The sequence below is a fragment of the Streptomyces sp. NPDC001393 genome (genome assembly GCF_053597455.1).
This window is the reverse complement of the sequence record NZ_JBSFIH010000029.1, coordinates 1-18,152: the sequence shown is the minus strand read 5'-3', so window position 1 is coordinate 18,152 and position 18,152 is coordinate 1. Positions and strand designations below refer to the sequence as shown.

22 protein-coding genes and 1 pseudogene are annotated in these 18,152 nt (G+C 70.4%); 13 read left to right on the top strand and 10 right to left on the bottom strand.

What is annotated here, in order from left to right:
• Positions 1-44 precede the first annotated feature (44 nt).
• From ACWC2T_RS27375 to ACWC2T_RS27360, 4 genes are all read right to left on the bottom strand, one after another.
• A complete protein-coding gene (locus tag ACWC2T_RS27375; RefSeq protein ID WP_363216964.1) occupies positions 45-620 on the bottom strand; it encodes an FABP family protein in 576 nt (191 codons plus the stop codon).
• Between the two features lie 235 nt (positions 621-855).
• A complete protein-coding gene (locus tag ACWC2T_RS27370) occupies positions 856-1,692 on the bottom strand; it encodes a hypothetical protein (RefSeq protein WP_450673011.1) in 837 nt (278 codons plus the stop codon).
• On the bottom strand, positions 1,689-2,543 hold the full coding sequence (locus ACWC2T_RS27365) for a hypothetical protein (RefSeq protein WP_450673010.1): 855 nt from the start codon (positions 2,541-2,543) through the stop codon (positions 1,689-1,691). Before ACWC2T_RS27365 ends, ACWC2T_RS27370 begins: the two co-directional genes overlap by 4 nt.
• Positions 2,540-3,256, bottom strand: coding sequence for a hypothetical protein (locus ACWC2T_RS27360; protein WP_450673009.1), 717 nt, complete (start codon positions 3,254-3,256; stop codon positions 2,540-2,542). The genes ACWC2T_RS27365 and ACWC2T_RS27360 overlap by 4 nt, the downstream gene beginning before the upstream one ends.
• Before the next feature lie 104 nt (positions 3,257-3,360).
• On the opposite strand from ACWC2T_RS27360, the gene ACWC2T_RS27355 reads away from it, so the two are divergent.
• Positions 3,361-3,723, top strand: a complete 363-nt coding sequence (locus ACWC2T_RS27355; protein ID WP_450673008.1) for a DsrE family protein — start codon at positions 3,361-3,363, stop codon at positions 3,721-3,723.
• 4 nt (positions 3,724-3,727) lie between these two features.
• Here the strand turns inward: ACWC2T_RS27355 and ACWC2T_RS27350 are convergent, their stop codons facing one another.
• On the bottom strand, positions 3,728-3,991 hold the full coding sequence (locus tag ACWC2T_RS27350) for a DUF3099 domain-containing protein (protein WP_450673007.1): 264 nt from the start codon (positions 3,989-3,991) through the stop codon (positions 3,728-3,730).
• A 118-nt stretch (positions 3,992-4,109) separates the two neighbouring features.
• Here ACWC2T_RS27350 and ACWC2T_RS27345 point away from each other — a divergent pair, with 118 nt between their 5' ends.
• The 5 genes from ACWC2T_RS27345 (at position 4,110) to ACWC2T_RS27325 (ending at position 7,501) form a co-directional block, all read left to right on the top strand.
• Positions 4,110-4,853 (top strand): LmeA family phospholipid-binding protein, encoded by a 744-nt coding sequence (locus ACWC2T_RS27345; protein WP_450673006.1) that lies wholly within the window; start codon positions 4,110-4,112, stop codon positions 4,851-4,853.
• 197 nt (positions 4,854-5,050) lie between these two features.
• Positions 5,051-5,131 (top strand): Ms5788A family Cys-rich leader peptide, encoded by an 81-nt coding sequence (locus ACWC2T_RS27340; RefSeq protein ID WP_350751515.1) that lies wholly within the window; start codon positions 5,051-5,053, stop codon positions 5,129-5,131.
• 129 nt (positions 5,132-5,260) lie between these two features.
• A complete protein-coding gene (locus ACWC2T_RS27335) occupies positions 5,261-6,106 on the top strand; it encodes a sulfurtransferase (protein WP_450673005.1) in 846 nt (281 codons plus the stop codon).
• A gap of 58 nt (positions 6,107-6,164) precedes the next feature.
• A complete protein-coding gene (locus tag ACWC2T_RS27330; protein WP_384776111.1) occupies positions 6,165-6,455 on the top strand; it encodes a DUF1416 domain-containing protein in 291 nt (96 codons plus the stop codon).
• Positions 6,456-6,844: 389 nt separating this feature from the next.
• Positions 6,845-7,501: a hypothetical protein gene (locus ACWC2T_RS27325; protein ID WP_450673004.1), complete on the top strand. Its 657-nt coding sequence runs from the start codon at positions 6,845-6,847 to the stop codon at positions 7,499-7,501.
• 108 nt (positions 7,502-7,609) lie between these two features.
• On the opposite strand, the gene ACWC2T_RS27320 is transcribed toward ACWC2T_RS27325, so the two are convergent.
• From ACWC2T_RS27320 to ACWC2T_RS27310, 3 genes are read right to left on the bottom strand one after another with little or no spacing between them, the layout of a single operon-like run.
• Entirely contained in the window at positions 7,610-8,719 is a 1,110-nt protein-coding gene (locus ACWC2T_RS27320) for a hypothetical protein (protein ID WP_450673003.1), read from the bottom strand.
• A 4-nt stretch (positions 8,720-8,723) separates the two neighbouring features.
• The gene (locus ACWC2T_RS27315) at positions 8,724-8,978 is read right to left on the bottom strand and encodes a MoaD/ThiS family protein (protein ID WP_153543445.1); all 255 of its coding nucleotides are present in this window, start codon (positions 8,976-8,978) and stop codon (positions 8,724-8,726) included.
• Between the two features lie 46 nt (positions 8,979-9,024).
• Positions 9,025-9,918: an alpha/beta hydrolase family protein gene (locus ACWC2T_RS27310; protein WP_450673002.1), complete on the bottom strand. Its 894-nt coding sequence runs from the start codon at positions 9,916-9,918 to the stop codon at positions 9,025-9,027.
• Between the two features lie 193 nt (positions 9,919-10,111).
• On the opposite strand from ACWC2T_RS27310, the gene ACWC2T_RS27305 reads away from it, so the two are divergent.
• The 7 genes from ACWC2T_RS27305 to ACWC2T_RS27275 all read left to right on the top strand — a co-directional run bounded on the left by ACWC2T_RS27305 (position 10,112) and on the right by ACWC2T_RS27275 (position 16,782).
• Complete coding sequence (locus tag ACWC2T_RS27305; RefSeq protein ID WP_450673001.1) at positions 10,112-10,915, top strand: response regulator transcription factor; 804 nt, start codon at positions 10,112-10,114, stop codon at positions 10,913-10,915.
• A gap of 72 nt (positions 10,916-10,987) precedes the next feature.
• The gene (locus tag ACWC2T_RS27300; RefSeq protein WP_351213686.1) at positions 10,988-12,013 is read left to right on the top strand and encodes a LacI family DNA-binding transcriptional regulator; all 1,026 of its coding nucleotides are present in this window, start codon (positions 10,988-10,990) and stop codon (positions 12,011-12,013) included.
• 131 nt (positions 12,014-12,144) lie between these two features.
• Complete coding sequence (locus ACWC2T_RS27295; protein ID WP_450673000.1) at positions 12,145-13,146, top strand: S1C family serine protease; 1,002 nt, start codon at positions 12,145-12,147, stop codon at positions 13,144-13,146.
• A gap of 31 nt (positions 13,147-13,177) precedes the next feature.
• Positions 13,178-13,417 carry a hypothetical protein gene (locus ACWC2T_RS27290; RefSeq protein ID WP_450672999.1) on the top strand — a complete coding sequence of 80 codons (240 nt, stop codon included), beginning with the start codon at positions 13,178-13,180 and terminating at the stop codon, positions 13,415-13,417.
• 340 nt (positions 13,418-13,757) lie between these two features.
• Positions 13,758-14,492 (top strand): response regulator transcription factor, encoded by a 735-nt coding sequence (locus ACWC2T_RS27285; protein ID WP_450672998.1) that lies wholly within the window; start codon positions 13,758-13,760, stop codon positions 14,490-14,492.
• Entirely contained in the window at positions 14,489-15,964 is a 1,476-nt protein-coding gene (locus ACWC2T_RS27280; protein WP_450672997.1) for a sensor histidine kinase, read from the top strand. Before ACWC2T_RS27285 ends, ACWC2T_RS27280 begins: the two co-directional genes overlap by 4 nt.
• A gap of 170 nt (positions 15,965-16,134) precedes the next feature.
• The gene (locus ACWC2T_RS27275; protein WP_450672996.1) at positions 16,135-16,782 is read left to right on the top strand and encodes a Uma2 family endonuclease; all 648 of its coding nucleotides are present in this window, start codon (positions 16,135-16,137) and stop codon (positions 16,780-16,782) included.
• A 156-nt stretch (positions 16,783-16,938) separates the two neighbouring features.
• On the opposite strand, the pseudogene ACWC2T_RS27270 reads toward ACWC2T_RS27275, so the two are convergent.
• Positions 16,939-17,589, bottom strand: a pseudogene (locus ACWC2T_RS27270) (ABC transporter transmembrane domain-containing protein); the annotation flags it as partial.
• A gap of 318 nt (positions 17,590-17,907) precedes the next feature.
• Entirely contained in the window at positions 17,908-18,030 is a 123-nt protein-coding gene (locus ACWC2T_RS27265; protein WP_450672995.1) for a hypothetical protein, read from the bottom strand.
• Positions 18,031-18,152 lie beyond the last annotated feature (122 nt).

Genomic DNA, 18,152 nt, shown 5'->3' with positions numbered 1-18,152 from the left:
CTAGAGCTACGGCCGGGGAAGGCTCACTCGAAGAACAGCAGGGCTCACTTGAAGAAGGCGATCCCGTCGTCCGGCAGGTCGTCCGGGAGGGCCTTGGCCCAGCGCTCGACGTCCTCCGGGGTGACGACCTTCTTCAGATGGGCCGACATGTAGGGGCGCAGCTCGACCTCGGGGGTCTGCTTCTCGCCGACCCACATGAGGTCGCTCTTGACGTAGCCGTAGAGCCGCTTGCCACCGCTGTACGGCTGCGAGGCGGCCGTCCGGGCGACGGCGTCCGTGACCAGGTCGATCTGCGGCTTCTTGTCGGCCATCTCGCCGTACCAGATCTCGATGACGCCGTCGTCGCGGGTCATCGTGACCTCGACCTTGCGGTCGGCGTCGATCCGCCAGAAGCCGTGCTCCGACTCCAGCGGACGGACCTTGTTGCCGTCGTTGTCCAGCACCCAGGTCTGGGAGTGGTACTCCAGGAAGTCCCGGCCGTCGTGGGTGAAGCTGACTTCCTGGCCGAAGTTGCACTTCTCGGAGCCGGGGAAGTCGTGCACGCCCGCACCGGCCCAGTTGCCGAGCAGGAAGGCGAGCGGGACGAGGTCCTTGTGCAGGTCGGACGGGATCTCGATCATGAGGGGCGGTTCCTGGGTGGGAGTGGTCAGCGCTGGCCCTGGTACAGCTTCTTCACGGTCAGACCGGCGAAGGCGAGCACGCCGACGCAGACCAGGACCAGCAGGGTTTCGAAGAAGATCTCCACGGGTGCTCCTTGAGCGAGGGTGGGCATACGACAGAGCCGGAGCCCAGCTTACGCGGCCGGGCGCCGGCTCTCCCTGCGAGGTGGGCCGTAACGGCGTCACCCGGGTGGGCTCAGCCGAGCAGCTGCTGCTGCAGGACCACCGTCTGCTGGAACGGGATCTCCTTCGCACCGCCCGGGCGGGACTGCACGACGAGCGCGATGACGTCGCCGGAGGAGATGTAGGCCTGCCGGACCTGCTCGGCGCCGTACGGCTGCTTTTCGGCGAACTCCTCCACAATGCCGTTCCCGTCGGCACTGGCCGCCTCCGGGAACGACTCGTCCATCACGTTGGAGGCAGCTCCGCGCAGGGCCAGCCCCGGGTCCTGGTAGCCGGCGAACTCGTCCTGCTGGACCTCGCCGGCGATCAGGCCGGTCTCGAACTGCAGCAGGTAGATCCGGGTCCGGGTGCCGTCCGGCATGGTCCAGCCACGCGCGGTGATGTGCCGCAGGCCGTGGTCGGTGAGTTCGCCCTGGAGGGTGTCCCGGTCGTCCTTGTTCGCGTACTCCGCGAGGAACACCGTCGGCTTCGTCCATCCGTGGTCACCGGCGAGCGCGGGGTCGGCCTTGGCGCCCTTCGGCGCGGGCAGCACCAGTTTGCGCAGGTCGGCGTAGTGGATGTCGGCCGCATTGCCGGGGGCGAAGGGGGCGGGCCGGCCGGCGGGCAGCGGCGGACGGACGATCTGCGGGTAGTCCCAGCGGCCGTCCGGTCGCGTGGCCAGGCCGGGCAGGTCGGTGCGCTGCATCCGGGTGATGCCGTACGCCGTCGAGGTGCCGGCCACCGCGAAGACCACGACGGCCGCGGTCCAGCGCAGGACGCTCCGCAGGACCCGGCGGTCCTTCGGCGCGGGCTCCGGTGTGGGCTCCGGCACGGGCAGCGCGGGGGTGACGGGAATCTGCTGCTCGCTCATACGGCCTTCCCCGGGTCCTTGTCCTTGATGCGGTCGAGCTGTCTGCCGACGAAGACGGCGATGGCGCCGGTGTCGAGCGGGCGGCTCCCGGCCGCGTTGACGGTGACGAGCACGTCACCGACGGAGGCGGAGCAGACCATGCGGTCGATCTTCTCGTCGCTCGCCTTGGGCATCCGGAAGCAGGCCGCTTCCTTGTGGCCCGGTATCTGCGGCCCCTTGGGGAAGACCCCGAGGGCCTTGAAGATCTCGTCCCGGCCGGCGGAGAGCTCGCGCACGGACTCGCGGTTCGCCATCCGGACCAGCTCGAAGGTGAGCGTGAAGGACTTGTCGTAACCGCCGAAGTTGTTGAACGGGGCGTAGCTGCGCATCGCCAGGCCCTGGATGTGCTCCTTGTCGATCACACGGTCCATCGCCTGCCGGGTCGCCGACGGCAGGCCGATGATCTCCCGCTTGCGCAGAGCGGTGGCCTCGCGCCCGTCGAGCGCGACGTCGGAGCCGAACTCGCCGATGTCCGGCCCCTGGACGTAGCCCTGGGACCCGGGCCTGTCGTACGGCATCAGCAGGCCGCGCAGACCCGAGACGTCCGTGCCCTGCTGCTCGTCCTGGCCGCTCCGGTCCGCCTTGGCGGCCTTGGGGAACTTCCAGACGGGGTCCCCGGCATCCCGGTCGGCCCCTGCGACCGTCACCGCGGTGAACCCGACGCCGCCGACGACGGCGAGAGCCAGCAGCGCGACAGCGACGATGCGGCCCACGGGCCGCCGACCGGGGGCCGCTGCGGCGGGCTCCCCGGCCTCGGTGGTCTCCGGCAGACGCGGGTCTTCCGCGAGCGACTCGTTCACAGCCTCGTTCACAGCTGGGCCACCTGCCGCTTCGCCAGATCCATGATCTTGTTCTCGGGGATCGGCCGAGTGTCGCTGATCCAGATGTCCATGTAGACGTCACCGCGTGAGGCGATCGCCTCGGCCAGGTACACCGGCAGATACCCGCTCTTCGTCTCGGGCGTCCGGTGCACGTACACCATGCCGTCGCCGGTCCCGGGGATGGGCGAGCTACCGGTGTCCGGCACCTGCTCGGCCCACTTCCGCTGGCTCTCCACCTGCTTGGCGGCGCCCGGCTCCAACACCTGGCGGTACTGGACGAGCCGTATCTCGACGTCGTACGTGCCGACCCGCCAGGCGGTCCGGGCCGCGCGCCGGAACTCGGTCCCCAGCTGGTACCGGAAAGCCCCGGTCGGCTGCTCGAAGGTGCTCGCGTAGCCGGCCAGGTCCATCCAGCCGTCGGAGCTCCCGAAGTCGTCGGCACGCGCGCCCGCGGGCCGCCTCAGCAGCAGCTTGCGCAGGTCGCCGTCGGTCTTCACCCGGCGGTCCTGCGCCGCCGACAGGGGCTCGACGGCGCCCTTGGCCTGCCCGACGACGGGCTGCGACAGGGAGGGCAGCTTCGTGGGCGGGCGGCCGGCCTGGACGACGTACCCGGTGCAGACACCGGCGACGACACCGAGCACGGCGGCCCCCGCGAGAAGCACGGTGGTCCGGCGGCCCCGGCCCGGTCTTTCAGGCGATTCCAAGATGTCTCCCTACGGAAGAGGGAGCGCGGATTCCGTCATCCGCGCCGCACAGGAGACCCATGGCATGCACATGGAGTTGTGCGTGACTTGATTACGATTCAGCCATGACCAAAAAGCTCGTGATCAAGGTGACGGCCGGGGCGGACGCCCCCGAGCGCTGCTCGCAGGCGTTCACGGTGGCCGCGGTGGCCGTGGCCAGCGGGGTCGAGGTGTCGCTGTGGCTGACCGGGGAGTCGTCCTGGTTCGCGCTGCCGGGCCGGGCCGCCGAGTTCGAGCTGCCGCACGCGGCCCCGCTGCCGGATCTGATCGACTCGGTCCTCGCGGCCGGCCGCATCACGCTGTGCACCCAGTGCGCGGCCCGCCGGGAGATCACCGAGAAGGACGTCATCGAGGGCGTACGGATCGCGGGCGCGCAGGTCTTCGTGCAGGAGACGCTGGCCGACGACACCCAGGCGCTTGTCTACTGACCCGTCAGGTACGCGGCGGCTTCTTGCCGTCCAGCTCGTCCCACCACTCGTCGGACTGGGGATCGCCGGAGGGGTCGTCCCACCAGCGGTCCTCGGGGCCCCGGCGATTCGCGATCATCGCGGCCACCGGCGGGATGATCATGGCCACGATGCACATGCCGACGGCCGCCGGCACCGACCAGAGGCGCACGACTCCCCACGCCAGGACGAAGAGGCCGATGCACGTCCCCATCATGGCGAAGTAGATGTGCCGCCGCCGCGCGTACATAGGTCCAGGGTAGGCCGGGTCGTACCTGTCACAACTGATCCACAATCGCCGCCCGCCCGGCGCCCGTGGGGTTACCGTGACGTAGCCGAAGACCGCTCTCGTCCCGGGGGAACACCACATGCGCGCCCTGCGAATACTCCTGATCCTCGTCGTGATCCTGGGTGGGCTGTTCGTGATCGCGGACCGGGTGGCCGTGCACTTCGCCGAGGGGGAGGCCGCCGACAAGCTGAAGTCGAGGCAGAACCTGGCCTCGACGCCGGATGTGAGCATCGACGGGTTCCCGTTCCTCACCCAGGTCGCGAGCGGGTCGCTCGACGACGTCCAGGTCGGGATCAAGGACTACGAGGCCGCCACCGGGACCGCCGGCAAGACCATCCGGATCGACGATCTGCACGCCGACATGAAGGGCGTCTCCTTCTCCGGCGACTACAGCTCCGCCACCGCGGCCAGCGCCACCGGCACCGCGACGATCTCCTACGCCGAGCTGCTGAAGACCGCCAAGTCCGAGCCCACCGAGGTGGCCCCCGGGATCGAGGCCAAGGTCGTGGGCCTCTCCGACGGGGGCAACGGCAAGATCAAGGTCCAGGTGCACGTGACGGGCAGGTTCCTCACCGTCCCGGTCGACCAGACGCTGTCCGTGCTCAGCTCCGTGAGCGTGCTGAACGACAAGGTCGAGGTGCACGCCGACTCCCTGCCCAGCCTGGCCGCCCTGTCCCTGGCGGAGAACCGCGTCCGCGAGATCACCGACTTCCAGCAGGCCGTCGACCGGCTGCCCGGCGGCATCAAGCTGGACAAGGTGCAGGCGGCGAAGGACGGCGTGGAGATCACGGTGAAGGGTTCGGACGTCAGGCTGGCGGGGTAGGACCAGAGCTGGTGGACGCGGAGCGTCCGATTGGCGAGACGATCAGGTCCGTACCGCAGATACGGCGGCCCTCCCGAGCGTCCGGCGGCCCCGAGGGGCTCCCCGGGCGCTCTTCTCATCCCGCCATACGGACGATCGTGTCTCGTCATATGACACACCGGTGACACGCCCACCCGGACGTCCCTACGATCGCTCCCATGAAGCGACAGGCGGATCTCACGAAGCGGCGGGCAGTGGACCTGTGCCGCGTTGCCGCCATGCTCTGTCGCCCCTTCTGAGCGAAAGTCCCCGACTTCCGCATCTCACCCCCGCCCTGCTGGAAGGGCACCCGTGCGCCGCCCGGCTCTCACGAGCGCGCACCCCTGTACTCGCACGCCCCGCCGCAACTGCCCCGGAGGAGAAAGAGCATGAGCCGCACAGACGTCCTGGTCGACGCCGACTGGCTGCAGGAGCACCTGGACGACCCGGCCATCGCCATCGTCGAGGTGGACGAGGACACGTCCGCCTACGACAAGAACCACATCAAGAACGCGATCCGCATCGACTGGACCAAGGACCTGCAGGACCCGGTCCGCCGCGACTTCATCGACCAGGAGGGCTTCGAGAAGCTCCTGTCGAAGAAGGGCATCGCCAACGACACCCTGGTGATCCTCTACGGCGGCAACAACAACTGGTTCGCCTCGTACGCCTACTGGTACTTCAAGCTGTACGGCCACGAGAACGTCAAGCTCCTCGACGGCGGCCGCAAGAAGTGGGAGCTGGACGCCCGCGAGCTGGTCGCCGGCGACGAGGTCCCCGAGCGCCCGGCCACCGACTACAAGGCCAAGGCCCAGGACACCTCCATCCGCGCCTTCCGTGACGACGTCGTCGCCGCGATCGGCTCGCACAACCTGGTCGACGTGCGCTCGCCCGACGAGTTCTCCGGCAAGCTGCTCGCCCCGGCGCACCTGCCGCAGGAGCAGTCGCAGCGCCCCGGTCACGTCCCGAGCGCGCGCAACATCCCGTGGTCGAAGAACGCCAACGACGACGGCACCTTCAAGTCGGACGAGGAGCTGAAGGCCCTCTACGCCGAGGAGAACGTGGACCTCGCCAAGGACACGATCGCCTACTGCCGCATCGGTGAGCGCTCGGCCCTGACCTGGTTCGTGCTGCACGAGCTGCTCGGCGTGGAGAACGTCAAGAACTACGACGGCTCCTGGACCGAGTACGGCTCCCTCGTCGGCGTGCCGATCGAGCTCGGCGCCAACAAGTAAGTCCCACCCACACATCCCGACCGGCCTTCCTTCCGGTCAGACCCCTCTGGAGAAAGACATGTGCGGAGCGAAGGCCGGCGGCCCCGACGCCTCGACGATCAAGCCCGGTGAGACCACGATCCAGGGTCAGGTGACCCGCGACGGCGAGCCGGTGACGGGCTACGTCCGTCTGCTGGACTCGACCGGCGAGTTCACGGCCGAGGTGCCCACCTCGGCGACCGGTCAGTTCCGGTTCTACGCGGCCGAGGGCACGTGGACGGTCCGGGCGCTGATCCCGGGCGCGACGGCCGACCGCACGGTCGTCGTGGCGGAGAAGGGCGCGCTGGCCGAGGTCGCCATCGCGGTCTGAACGGGCCTGCGCGCAGCAGCGGCACAGTGACGGTCGAAGGGCCGCACCCCTGGGTTGGACGCCAGTGGGGGTGCGGCCCTTCGGCATGCGCGGCCGCCCGTTGCTAGCGCGACTCGCCTCATTGCGCCAGCAACGACACGCTTGCCGCTGGGGTAGCGACTTGTCATAAGATCATCCAAAAGGTCTAGCGCTCTGTCAATTACCCCTTTTCTATGGGGAATTGACATCTCCTCGAGGAACGCTGAGCGGCCGTCATGTGCCGCAATTCCCCCGTTTGGTGCACAAAATCTCCGTCTCCCGGCATTCCCGACATGACAGCCATGGCGGTCGGTCCGTACGTTCATCACGACCGGCCAACGAGTCGGCGTCTCAGAGACTGGAGTTGCACCATGAAGTTCTCTCGTTCCACGATCGTCACCGCCGCCGGCCTGGGGGCCGCGGCTCTGGCGGCGACTGGCGTTACCTACGCCTCGGCCGCCTCCTCGCCGGAGGCAGCGCCGGCCGCTCCCGCGCCCCAGGCGGCCCCGGCCGCCGCCGCACCTCTTGGTGGCGCCGGTGAGAACAACGGCAACGGCAACGGCAACAACAACGTCAACAACAACAACGGCAAGGGCAACGAGGGCAAGGGTGAGGAGGGTCGCGAGGGTCGCGAGGGCCGCCGTCACTTCGAGGGTCGGATCCAGATCAACGAGCGGTCCTACTCCGCCCACCCGGGTGACTGCATCACCGTGATCAGCGGCCTGGGCGCCAAGACGCTGAACATCCGCAACGACAGCCACAAGGTCGTCGAGGTGTTCCGCGGTGCCGTCTGCGACAACGGCGCTCCCGTCGCCACCGTCGGCCCCTTCAGCCAGAGTGACGGCGTGCGCGTCCACCGCACGGAAGGCATCCACGTCAAGGACGGCGTGGTCGGCAGCTTCCGCGTGGTCGGCCACGAAGGCTGGGGCTGGGGCGGCCGCGACGGTGGCCGCGAAGGCGGCTTCGAGGACGGCGGCTGGGGCGGCGGCTGGGGCGGCGGCTGGGGCGGCGAGGACGGTGGCCGGTAACCCGCAGCCCTCTGCATGAAATGGAGCCCCGGCCCGCCGGAATCGGGCCGGGGCTCCGGCTTGTCCGGCGTCCGACGACGCACGGGACGTGATAGAGCCGGAACGGCGCTAACCGAGCGCCCGCCCGAGTACCCACACCACCGGCGCGGCAGCCGACAGCGGCAACGCCACGCCGGCGGTGAAGTGCACGAACCGGGAGGGGTAGTCGTAACTGGCCACGCGGTGACCGATCAGCGCGCACACCCCCGCGGCCGCGCCGAGCAGGGCGCCCTTCGCGCCCAGTCCGGTCATCCCGCCCACGGCGATCCCCGCGCCCGCCGCCGCCAGCAGCGACACCACGACCGACGCCGGTGCCGGCAGCGGCAGGGCCCGGGCCAGGACCGCCACGGCCACCGCCGCGGCCCCCACGGACACCGCGTGCGCGTCGGCGCCCAGATACCCGGTGGCCAGCACCGACAGCGCCGCCGAGACGACCGTGGCCATCAGGCCGTACATCCGCTCGTCCGGCGAGGCGTGCGAGCGCAGCTGCAGGACCAGGGCCAGCAGGACCCAGACGCCGAGCGGGCCGAGGATGGCCGCCGGGGCGTGGTCGCGGCCGGCGGCCAGGACCGCCGCGTCGGCCGTCAGCCCGCCCAGGAACGCCAGCGCGATGCCCTGCCGGGCCGGCCACATGCCGTTCAGCCGGAACCAGCCCGCCGCCGTCACGCCCTGGAGCACCACGAGCGGCACGACGAGCGCGTACGAGGCGACCGGCGCCGACGCGGCCAGCAGCAGGCCGAGCAGCGCGGTCAGCAGCGCCGGCTGCATACCGGGCTCGATGACCGGCGAACGGCCCTCCAGGCGCGCCCGCTGGGCATCGGTGATCCGGGAGTTCCCGGCGAGCGTGGCGGGGCCGTAGTCCGGACCGGACTCCGCCTCCGATTCCGGCTCCGGCGCGGGCTCCGGTGCGACTTCCGGCTGCGCGTACTGCTGCTGATACGCCTGGTACGCCTGCTGGTGCTGGTACTGCTGCTGCGCCTCGTACGTCTGCACCGGCATCTGCACGTGCCCGTGCGTCTGGGTCTCCCAGGTCTGGCCCTGCCACTGCTGGGTCATCTGGGGGTCGTACTGCCTGTACTGCTGCCGCTCGTACCCGGGCCACTGCTGCTGCTGTTGCTGTTGTTGCTGCTGGTACGGGTCGTAGCCGTCGTACGGCCCCTGATACGGCTGGTCGGTCACTGCCTCACCCTCCTGCGAACGGCGGGAGCACCTCGACCGTGCCGCCCTCGGCCAGCCGTACCGTCTCATGCGCGCGGGTCCCGACGGGGTCACCGTCGACGAGGAAGGAGCATCGCTGCAGCACGCGCGTGAGTTCACCGGGGTGTCGCGCGCGCACGGCGGCCAGCGCGTCGGCCAGCGTGTCCGCGTCGTACGGCTCCTCGGCGACACCGGCCGCGGCCTTGGCGGCGGCCCAATAGCGCACCGTGACCTTGGGCATCTGTTTCCTCAATCGACGGCAAGAAAGAAATAAGAGTGCTGTCAGGCTAGCCCGCCCTGGCGGCGGCCCATTCCCCGATCCGGGCGAGCAGGGCGTCGTCCGCCGCGTGCTCGGCGTGGCCCATGCCCGCCTCCACCCAGAGTTCGCCGTGGTCACCGGCCGCCTCGGCGAGCATCCGGGGGTGGTCGAGGGGGAAGTAGCCGTCGCGGTCGCCGTGCACGATCAGCAGCGGCGTGGGGGCGATCCCGGGGACGGCCTCGGTCGGGGACAGCGGCACCGGGTCCCTCCCCCACTGCCCGAAAGGCGTGGGAGGTGCCCCCACGCGGTGGTGGATGCGGGTGCGCAGGCCGTAGCGGCCGACCAGGCGGCCCTCGGGGCGAGTGACCAGCCAGTGCAGGCGGCGCATGGGGGCCGTGCCCCGGTAGTACCAGCGGGCCGGGGCGCTCACCGAGACCACCGCGTCGACCGCGCCGGGGCCCAGGGCGGCGTGCCGAAGGACCACCGAGCCGCCCATGGAGAACCCGACGGTCGCCACGCGCGCGTGCCCGAGGCCGCGGGCCCACGCGACGGCCGCGGCGAGGTCCAGGACCTCCTGGTCGCCGACCGTGGAGCGGCCGCCGGAGCGCCCGTGGCCGCGGAAGGAGAAGGTGACGACCGCGCCGTAACCGCGCAGCACGCCCGCCACCCGTCGTACGTGCGGACGATCCACGTCCCCGGTGAAGCCGTGCGCGACGACGAACACCAGGTCACGGGAGGGCGAACGGTGGGCGTCGGGATCGGATCCGGAGGTTTCGTATACGACGGAGCCCGGATCGTATACGGAATCGATCGGAATTCCGTCGGCGGTGCGCAGAAACGTCCGGGTAGGGGCCTGTCTGGGCGTCTCGGCATTCGGACGAACGGTGGAATGCGCCACTTGACCTGCCGAACGGTTCCTCATGTGGGCTATTCTGCTGGGCAGAGGACTCGGGCAGCGCAGCCCCCGGGTCCTTTTGTGCTTTCGGAAGCGTTGTATACGAAGTGGGAAACCTCAGGTGAAGGCGCCGGGGGCGACCGCCGGTGTACGGGCCTTCGGGATCGCAGAGCAGTGCCCGTCCGCACAGCCTCGCAGGGACCGAGGAGGAACCAGACGTATGAGTTCTCTGCTGCTCCTGACCAACGCCCTCCAGCCGTCAACGGAGGTGCTGCCCGCCCTCGGCCTGCTCCTGCACAACGTGCGGGTGGCTCCAGCGGAGGGCCCCGCCCTCGTCGACACGCCGGGCGCCGACGTCATCCTCGTCGACGGCCGCCGTGACCTGCCCCAGGTGCGCAGCCTGTGCCAGCTGCTGCGCTCCACCGGCCCCGGCTGTCCCCTGATCCTCGTCGTCACCGAGGGCGGTCTCGCCGCCGTCACCGCCGACTGGGGCATCGACGACGTACTCCTCGACACCGCCGGCCCCGCGGAGGTCGAGGCGCGGCTGCGCCTCGCCATGGGCCGGCAGCAGATCGCGGGCGACGACTCCCCCATGGAGATCCGCAACGGCGACCTCTCCGTGGACGAGGCGACCTACAGCGCCAAGCTCAAGGGCCGGGTCCTCGACCTCACCTTCAAGGAGTTCGAGCTGCTGAAGTACCTCGCCCAGCACCCGGGCCGGGTCTTCACCCGCGCCCAGCTGCTGCAGGAGGTCTGGGGGTACGACTACTTCGGCGGTACCCGGACGGTCGACGTCCACGTACGGCGGCTGCGCGCCAAGCTCGGCCCCGAGCACGAGTCGCTGATCGGCACCGTCCGGAACGTCGGCTACCGATTCGTCACGCCCGAGAAGGCCGACAAGGCCGAGCGGGCCGGCGAGGAGGCCCGGGCCAGGGCGGAGCGGACAAAGGCGGAGCGGGCAAAGGCGGAGGATGCGGACACATCCACCGTCCGTGACGGTGCCGAGGTGCACGCGGAGGCGTAGATGCATTGCTTCCGCACATCCAAGCACCGATACGCCCTGCCCAGAACGGGTCAATCCGCGTAGACTCCGCGCGTGGCCAAGGTGACTAGGGATGATGTGGCGCGACTGGCGGGCACTAGCACCGCCGTCGTCAGTTATGTCATCAACAACGGACCCCGGCCGGTCGCCCCGGCCACGCGCGAGCGTGTCCTCGCCGCGATCAAGGAACTGGGGTACCGCCCCGACCGGGTCGCCCAGGCGATGGCGTCCCGGCGCACCGATCTCATAGGCCTGATCATCCCGGACGCCCGCCAGCCCTTCTTCGGCGAGATGGCGCACGCGGTCGAGCAGGCCGCCTCCGAGCGCGGAAAGATGGTCCTGGTCGGCAACACCGACTACATCGGCGAGCGCGAGGTCCACTATCTGCGCGCCTTCCTCGGCATGCGCGTCTCGGGCCTGATCCTCGTCTCGCACGCCCTGAACGACCTCGCCGCCGCCGAGATCGACGCCTGGGACGCCCGGGTGGTGCTGCTGCACGAGCGCCCCGAGGCCATCGACGACGTGGCCGTGGTCACCGACGACCTCGGCGGCGCCCAGCTCGCCGTGCGCCACCTGCTGGAGCACGGCTACGAGTACGTCGCCTGTATGGGCGGCACGGCCGAGACACCCGCCGTCGGCGACCCGGTCTCCGACCACGTCGAGGGCTGGAAGCGCGCCATGGCCGAGGCGGGCCTGTCCACCGAGGGCCGGCTGTTCGAGGCGCCGTACAACCGCTACGACGCCTACCGGGTCGCGCTGGAGGTCCTCTCCGGTCCCGAGCGGCCGCCGGCGATCTTCTGCTCCACCGACGACCAGGCGATCGGCCTGCTGCGGGCCGCGCGCGAGCTGCGCATCGACGTGCCCGGCAAGCTGGCGGTGGCCGGGTTCGACGACATCAAGGAGGCGGCGCTGGCCGACCCGCCGCTGACCACGGTCGCCTCGGACCGCTCGGCGATGGCCCGGGCGGCGGTCGACCTGGTGCTGGACGACGGGCTGCGGGTGGCGGGGTCGCGGCGGGAGCGGCTGAAGACGTTCCCGTCCCGGCTGGTGGTACGCACGTCCTGCGGCTGCGAGTCCTGAGCCGCACGCGCGGGACCTGATCCGGGCGGGCCCTGGTCCGGGCGGGTCTTTATATCGGGCAAACGAGGTTCTGCCGGGCTTCTCAGCGAGCACTCAGGAAGCTCTCATGGTCACAGGGGAGGCTTGTGGACATGACCGAGAGCCAGGGTGACTACACCCAGCCGCAGCAGCACAGCTACGCCGCTCCCGTGAACCCGGAGTGGCCGCCTCCGCCGCCGTACGAGCCGGCCATGGCCACGGAACCCGCTCCCCACCAGCGGAAGCGCACCCGGGGTCCGGCGGCTCTGCTCGCGGCCGTCGCGATCGTCGCGGCGGCGGTCGGCGGCGCCACGGCGTACGGCTTCCAGGAGCTGACCGGCAAGGACACGGTCGCCTCGGCCGGCACCAGCACCACCGTGGTGCCGACCGGCAAGCGGGGTGACGTCGCCGCGATCGCCGCCGCGGTCAGCCCGAGCGTGGTCGAGATAAACGCGACGCTCAGCAGCGGCTCCTCCACCGGCTCCGGCGTGATCATCACGTCGAACGGCGAGATCGTCACCAACAACCACGTCATTTCCGGCGCACAGTCGATCAAGGTGCGCACCAGCGACGGCAACAGCTACACCGCCGATGTCGTCGGCACCGACAGCTCCAAGGACCTCGCGCTGATCAAGCTGCGCGGCGCGTCGGGTCTGAAGCCCGCCGCCCTCGGCAACTCCTCCGGCGTCCAGGTCGGCGACACGGTGGTCGCGATCGGCTCCCCCGAGGGCCTGAGCGGCACCGTCACCAGCGGAATCGTCTCCGCACTCAACCGGGACGTGACGGTCTCGACGGACCAGAACCAGGGCCAGGACCAGGGCGGCGGCGGCAACTGGCCGTTCCAGTTCGGCGGCCGCCAGTTCAACGGCGACACGGGTTCGTCGACGACGACGTACAAGGCGATCCAGACGGACGCCTCCCTCAACCCCGGCAACTCCGGCGGCGCGCTGATCGACGCGAGCGGTCATGTCATCGGCATCAACTCCGCGATGTACTCGTCGAGTCAGCAGTCCTCGTCGTCCTCGGACGCGGGCAGCATCGGCCTCGGTTTCGCGATCCCCGTCAACACCGTCAAGTCCGACCTGGCCAAGCTGCGGGCGGGCAACAACAGCTAACGCTTCACCCTCAGTCAGCAGGGAGTACGTCATGATCACCAAGGTCTCGCACCAGATCGCCGACCACGGTCCCGCCGCCCTCGCCCTGGCCCTCACGGTCACCCGGGACCTGCACCTGCCCATCCCGGCGCCGCGCAGGCCCGAGTCGGCGGCCCGCGCGCCCGAGGTGGTCGTCACGCCGGTCCCCGAGCTGATGGGCCTGCGCACCGCCCCCGTCCGCACCCACCGCCGCAAGGTCCCCCTGAACCGCCTGACCGCAGTCCGCGCCTGACCCCGACCCGGCCTGAACCCGAGCGGACCTGCCCCCGAGCAGACCTGACCTCGGCCGGCCACCGCCCCCCAAGCCGGACCTGGCTCCCAGCCGGGCCCGGCTTCGGGTCGGGCCCGACCGCCACCAGCCCGGCCACAGCGAACACCGTGGAGCCGACCCGGCACCTGGTCCGAACCGCCCCGGTCACCCGAAGGACGACCGGCCCCAACCACCGCCCCAGTGGTCGCCTCCCGGGCCCGCCCCGTAGGTGTGCCTCTCGGGGCGTCGGCCGTGGCAGGCTGAGAGACAGGCGAGAGACATCCGTCCACACCGACCACCGCATCCCGAGGAACCGCGAGCCATGAGCCCCGCCGAAGGCGACCGTGACCCCCAGCGCATCCTGATCGTCGACGACGAGCCGGCCGTACGCGAGGCGCTCCAGCGCAGCCTCGCCTTCGACGGGTACGACACGGAGGTGGCCGTCGACGGCGCGGACGCGCTGGAGAAGGCGACCGCCTACAAGCCCGACCTGGTGGTCCTGGACATCCAGATGCCGCGCATGGACGGGCTGACCGCGGCGCGCCGCATCCGCGGGGCGGGCGACACCACCCCGATCCTCATGCTCACGGCCCGCGACACCGTCGGCGACCGGGTGACCGGCCTGGACGCCGGCGCCGACGACTACCTGGTCAAGCCCTTCGAACTGGACGAGCTGTTCGCCCGTATCCGCGCCCTGCTGCGCCGCAGCTCGTACGCGGCCGCGGTGTCCACCGAGGCCCAGGAGGACGAGGCGCTGACCTTCGCCGACCTGCGCATGGACCTCGCGACCCGGGAGGTGACGCGGGGCGGCCGGCAGGTGGAGCTGACCCGCACCGAGTTCACCCTCCTTGAGATGTTCATGGCGCACCCGCGCCAGGTCCTCACCCGCGAGCAGATCCTGAAGGCGGTCTGGGGATTCGACTTCGAGCCCTCCTCCAACTCCCTCGATGTCTACGTCATGTACCTGCGCCGCAAGACCGAGGCCGGCGGCGAGCCGCGCCTCGTGCACACAGTGCGGGGCGTGGGATACGTGCTGCGCCAGGGCGGCGCCGAGTGAGCAGGCTGGTACGGCGCTACCGGTCCCTGCCGATCAGGGCCCGGCTGGCGGTGCTGGTCGCGGCGGCGGTGGCGTTCGCCGTGGCGGCGGTCTCGGTGACCTGCTGGTTCATCGTGCAGGGGAAACTGTACGACCAGGTCGACAAGGATCTGCAGAACGCGTCGCAGCATCCCGTGCGGACCGGGCAGGTACTCGATCTGCTGGCCACCTGCCCGCAGAAGCCGACCCAGTCCTCCAGTGGGCCGCCCCGCAACAATCTCTACTGGCAGCTGGTCAAGGCGGACGGCACGGCCTGCGTCAGCACGGAGTCCCCGGGCGTCGTGAAGATCACCCGGGCGGACCGCGAGGTCGTGGGACGCGAGAGCGGCCGGGGCATTCTCCGCAACGGCACGGACACCGACGGCAACCCGGTCCGGGTGCTCACCCTGCCTCTGCTGGTCGTCCAGGACGGCGTGCCCCAGGTGTATCCGGGTGCGGCCTGGATGGCCGCCGTCCCGCTCGCGAGCACCGAGAAGACCCTGAACGACCTCGCGCTCGTCCTTCTCCTCGTGTCGGGGATAGGAGTCCTCGGCGCGGGCGCCGCCGGCCTCGCCGTCGCCCGGGCGGGTCTGCGTCCCGTGGACAAGCTGACCGAGGCCGTGGAGCACGTGGCGCGGACCGAGGACCTGACCATCCGGATCCCGGTGGAGGACGACAGCGAGGACGAGGTGGCCCGGCTCTCCCGGTCCTTCAACTCCATGACCGCCTCCCTGGCCAGCTCCCGCGACCTCCAGCAGCAGCTGATCGCCGACGCCGGCCATGAACTCCGTACGCCCCTGACGTCGTTGCGCACGAACATCGAACTCCTCACCCGCAGCGAGGAGACGGGCCGCCCGCTCCCGCCGGAGGACCGCAAGGCGCTGCTCGCCTCGGTGAAGGCGCAGATGACCGAACTGGCCGCGCTGATCGGCGACTTGCAGGAGCTGTCGCGCTCGGAGGGACAGCGCGGTGAACGGGTCCAGGTGGTGTCGTTCCAGGACGCGGTCGAGGCGGCCCTGCGCCGTGCCCGGCTGCGCGGCCCGGAGCTGACGATCACCGCGGACCTGGAGCCCTGGTACGTCCGGGCGGAGCCCTCCGCGCTGGAGCGGGCGGTCGTCAACGTCCTCGACAACGCGGTGAAGTTCAGCCCCGAGGGCGGCACGGTCGAGGTGCGGCTCACCGACGGCGTCCTGACCGTGCACGATCACGGCCCCGGCGTCCCCGAGCACGAACTCCCGCACGTCTTCGACCGTTTCTGGCGCTCCCCCAGCGCGAGGGCCCTGCCGGGCTCCGGCCTCGGCCTGTCCATCGTGGCCCGTACGGTCCACCAGTCGGGCGGCGAGGTCACCCTGTCCCCCGCGGAGGGCGGCGGCACGGTGGCAACGGTACGACTCCCGGGAGCACCGACCCCCCCACCGGAAACACCGGAGCCGACCGGGCCCCTGGCCGACTGAGCGAAACCCATCGGCTACTGGCTCAAGCGCACCGACAAGGCTCGCACGCGTTCACTCGAACGGGTGGACGCTTGTCATTTGCCCTGGTCATATACACCGCCACACCTACGGTGATCGCGTTGCTTGTGCCGTACGCACACCCAGCCCACACTTGAGGAGGAGGTGCCACCTTGACCGCTCTCGCACAAGAGAGGCCGAAGACCATGTCCGAGGCTCAGGCCGAAACTCTGAACGGACCCGACCTGGACGAAGTCCTGTGGCAGGCATGGAAGGCCATGGAACTCCCCGAGGGCTACCGCGCCGAGATCATCGAGGCAGCCATCGAGGTGTCGCCCACCGCCCGCCGTTCGCACGGTCAGATCACCAACCGCCTGCGAAGGGCGCTCGACAGGTTTCTGGATGGGACCGAGTACGCCTGCCATCAGGACGTGAATGTCATCCACAAGCGCAAGGCATGGGTCCCTGATGCCTTCGTCGCCCCCGAGGACACCGAACCGTGCGGTGATGAGGATGACGTGGGTGTGAAGGCCGACTCCGTGCACCTCGTCGTCGAAGTCGTCTCCCCCGGCAAACGCAACCAGGACCGCGACCGCGTCCGCAAGCGCCGCGAATACGCCCGCGCCGGTATCCCCGTCTACGTGCTCATCGACGACTACGACGGTCAGGGCGCCGTCACCCTCTTCACCGGACCGCGCCCCGACAAGGCCGACTGGGAGGACATCCACCGGGTCCCGTACGGCACGGAGGTCACCATCCCGGAAGGCCCCGCCAAAGGGTTCGTCATCGGGGAGGGCATCACCGGGCCCAAGCGGAGCTGACCGCTGATCCTCGGGTCACCACCGGAGGATCAGCGTGTCGTCGGTCGTCGGGGCGGGTGCCGTCAGCGCGTCCGGCAGGGGTGATGCCAGACGGGCGTACGTGCCGCCCCGCGCGAGGAGTTCCTCGTGCGTGCCCGTCTCCACCAGGCGGCCGCGGTCCTCCACCACCGAGGTGATCGCGCCGTCGGCGGCCCGGCCGTCCCGGGCGGCCTGCTCGATACGGCCGGAGAAGCGGCGCGCGGCGAGCAGGAACAGGGGCGCGAGGACGAAGGTGGCCAGCGCCAGGTCCCAGCGCAGCCAGAAGGCGGCGGTGGCGTAGAAGACGGCCGAGAAGGCCGCCGACACGGCCCCCACGACACCGGAGACCACCAACTGCTCGATGGACTCGACGTCTCCGGTGAGCCGTTCGACCAGGTCGCCCTGGCGGTGCCGCTGGAAGAAGTGCGGGGGCAGGTCCTGGACATGGCGGAAGACGGCGGCGCGCAACCGCAGCACGAATCTCTCCGCCGTCCAGGTGGCCAGCGAGTTGCCGAGGTAGCCGACGAGCGCGGCGCGCGCGGCCACACCGAGCCAGGCGCCGGCCGGGCCCCAGAAGGCGGACAGCGAACCGGCCTTCAGGGCGTGGTCGGTCAGCTCGGCGAACAGCAGGATCGCGGCGGTCTCGGCGAGCGCGGCCACGACCACGCACGCGACGATCACCCCGAGCCGCCTGCCGTCCCCCCGCGTCAGCGGCCAGAAACGGTGGAAGGCCTCCCGGGCTTCCCTGAGCATCGACGACTCCTTTCCACAGCTGTGGACACACGGCATGCGCACATGCCCGAGGCGGGGCCACCGGTGCGACCACGCAGTAACCGGTGACCCCGCCTCACGACGGCCTTGCTCAACCCTTGCCTCGGCGCTTGCCTCGGCGCTTGCCTCGGCGCTTGTCCCAGCGCTTGCCTCAGCGCTTGCCTCAGCGCTTGTCTCCGACCGGGCGGCGCCGCGGCGCGGGCTTCTTCGGCGCCGGCCTCTTCGGCTCCGGGCCGGGCTTGCAGTGCTTCTTGCCGACGGGGGCGAGCTTGCGGAAAGACATGGAATTTCCCTCCCTGATTCCTGGTTTATACCCAGCTTGCTTTTACGACGGGATTACTTGTGGCCCACCTGGCGCTTGGGCTCGTGCTTCTTCGGCTCGTGCTTCCGGGGCTTCGGGGCCGGATCCGGGGCGGGCTTGCGGGTCTTCTTCACCGGGACGATCTTGCGGAAGCTCATGGCTTGACCTCTCTCTTCTGGTGTCATTGAGCCTTTTCCAACCTGCTGCTGCAGCCTGGTAGTTGGGCTGACAACATGGTGAAGCCCCTGGTAGATGGGTTTTCGACCAAGAGAACCGTGTC

What these genes read in the sequence shown, in the direction of transcription:
- ACWC2T_RS27315 (WP_153543445.1), bottom strand. Translation starts at nt 8,978, where the DNA reads ATGCCCAAGGTCACGGTGCGCTATTGGGCCGCCGCCAAGGCCGCGGCC.
- ACWC2T_RS27340 (WP_350751515.1), top strand. Translation starts at nt 5,051, where the DNA reads ATGAAGCGACAGGCGGATCTCACGAAGCGGCGGGCAGTGGACCTGTGC.
- ACWC2T_RS27285 (WP_450672998.1), top strand. Translation starts at nt 13,758, where the DNA reads ATGAGCCCCGCCGAAGGCGACCGTGACCCCCAGCGCATCCTGATCGTC.
- ACWC2T_RS27355 (WP_450673008.1), top strand. Translation starts at nt 3,361, where the DNA reads ATGACCAAAAAGCTCGTGATCAAGGTGACGGCCGGGGCGGACGCCCCC.
- ACWC2T_RS27305 (WP_450673001.1), top strand. Translation starts at nt 10,112, where the DNA reads ATGAGTTCTCTGCTGCTCCTGACCAACGCCCTCCAGCCGTCAACGGAG.
- ACWC2T_RS27310 (WP_450673002.1), bottom strand. Translation starts at nt 9,918, where the DNA reads ATGAGGAACCGTTCGGCAGGTCAAGTGGCGCATTCCACCGTTCGTCCG.
- ACWC2T_RS27370 (WP_450673011.1), bottom strand. Translation starts at nt 1,692, where the DNA reads ATGAGCGAGCAGCAGATTCCCGTCACCCCCGCGCTGCCCGTGCCGGAG.
- ACWC2T_RS27265 (WP_450672995.1), bottom strand. Translation starts at nt 18,030, where the DNA reads ATGAGCTTCCGCAAGATCGTCCCGGTGAAGAAGACCCGCAAGCCCGCC.
- ACWC2T_RS27375 (WP_363216964.1), bottom strand. Translation starts at nt 620, where the DNA reads ATGATCGAGATCCCGTCCGACCTGCACAAGGACCTCGTCCCGCTCGCC.
- ACWC2T_RS27325 (WP_450673004.1), top strand. Translation starts at nt 6,845, where the DNA reads ATGAAGTTCTCTCGTTCCACGATCGTCACCGCCGCCGGCCTGGGGGCC.
- ACWC2T_RS27330 (WP_384776111.1), top strand. Translation starts at nt 6,165, where the DNA reads ATGTGCGGAGCGAAGGCCGGCGGCCCCGACGCCTCGACGATCAAGCCC.
- ACWC2T_RS27290 (WP_450672999.1), top strand. Translation starts at nt 13,178, where the DNA reads ATGATCACCAAGGTCTCGCACCAGATCGCCGACCACGGTCCCGCCGCC.
- ACWC2T_RS27345 (WP_450673006.1), top strand. Translation starts at nt 4,110, where the DNA reads ATGCGCGCCCTGCGAATACTCCTGATCCTCGTCGTGATCCTGGGTGGG.
- ACWC2T_RS27295 (WP_450673000.1), top strand. Translation starts at nt 12,145, where the DNA reads ATGACCGAGAGCCAGGGTGACTACACCCAGCCGCAGCAGCACAGCTAC.
- ACWC2T_RS27350 (WP_450673007.1), bottom strand. Translation starts at nt 3,991, where the DNA reads ATGTACGCGCGGCGGCGGCACATCTACTTCGCCATGATGGGGACGTGC.
- ACWC2T_RS27335 (WP_450673005.1), top strand. Translation starts at nt 5,261, where the DNA reads ATGAGCCGCACAGACGTCCTGGTCGACGCCGACTGGCTGCAGGAGCAC.